We start from the raw sequence: 1,072 nt of genomic DNA, 5'->3' as shown, positions 1-1,072 counted from the left end.
AGCCTTCTCCTCCTCGGAGTAGCGACGCGTTGTCGGCTTGCCCGGCGACTGCTCTCTCGGCATGGCTCCATCCTCGTTTCCAAGGTCAAGAGCCTCCACCGAACCCAGGGCGAGTCAGAATGCCGTTGGAGCACATCTCCAGGCTGGTCGGGCACAGCGGGACGGCCATCACCGAGGCCGTCTACCGGCAGCAGCTCCGGCCGGTGCTGGAGCACGGCGCGACGGCGATGGACGACATCTTCCCCATCTCGGACCGGTGAGAGTCGCCGGGCCACAGAGGGACACTGGCATAAGAGAAGTCGGATGCGTCGAGGACGGGATCGGTGCCACGGTTCGATCGTGACTGTCGGAGGCGCGCACACGGGTCGGACGGTCTTGCCTGTGGGAATCGCCGGTGGCCTGCTGATGGCGGTGACGTTCGGCATGGCGCGCTACGCCTACGGCCTCACTCTGCCAGCCGTCCGCGCGGACCTCGGCCTCTCCGACATCGCGCTTGGGTTGATCGCCAGCGGGACGTTCCTGGGCTTCCTCCTCGCGCTGCTGCTCTCGAATCCGGTGTCCGCACGTGTCGGCCCACGAGCTACCACGATGCTCGGCGGCCTCAGCGCCGCGATCGGCTGCGTCATCGTCTCGACCGCCCCCACAGCATCCGTTCTCGGGGTCGGAGCCCTGCTCGCAGGTAGTGCCGCTGGCTGGGTGTGGGCCCCCTACTCGGACATCGCCGGTCAGGTCGCGCGCCCCGAGGATCGCCCGCATCTACTCGCGTGGATCACTACCGGCGCCGCTGCAGGGCTGCTCGCGGTCGGACCGCTCGCTCTCGCCGTCTCGACCTGGCTGTCCTGGCGCTGGTTGTGGGCCGCAATTGCAGTACTCGCCATCTGTGCAACTGCTCTCAACGCTTACTGGGTGCCGCACGTCGAACCACCCCCCGTGCGTACCGACGTCGCAGGCCGCCCGTGCGCCGCATCCTCGTGCTGATGTGTGGTCTCAGGTGACGCTTGACCGAACGTCCTCAGTTGATCATTGACGAGCGGGCATGTCGTGGACGCCGGCTCCGGTGACGTGGAGGCGG

Annotated in this window: 2 protein-coding genes; both read left to right on the top strand. The window is 67.6% G+C overall.

Going from position 1 to position 1,072, the window contains the following annotated elements; all coding sequences use genetic code 11:
• The first annotated feature begins 119 nt into the window (after window positions 1-119).
• Complete coding sequence (locus ACVJO7_RS34030) at window positions 120-260, top strand: hypothetical protein (protein WP_491676373.1); 141 nt, start codon at window positions 120-122, stop codon at window positions 258-260.
• A 121-nt stretch (window positions 261-381) separates the two neighbouring features.
• The gene (locus ACVJO7_RS34025; RefSeq protein ID WP_491676372.1) at window positions 382-978 is read left to right on the top strand and encodes an MFS transporter; all 597 of its coding nucleotides are present in this window, start codon (window positions 382-384) and stop codon (window positions 976-978) included.
• Window positions 979-1,072 lie beyond the last annotated feature (94 nt).

The sequence above is a fragment of the Pseudonocardia sp. DxW genome (genome assembly GCF_058448985.1).
This window is presented reverse-complemented; position numbering and strand designations above follow the sequence as displayed.

Excerpts from the sequence above, each read along its gene's own strand:
- ACVJO7_RS34030 (WP_491676373.1), top strand. The coding sequence starts at position 120 with ATGCCGTTGGAGCACATCTCCAGGCTGGTCGGGCACAGCGGGACGGCC.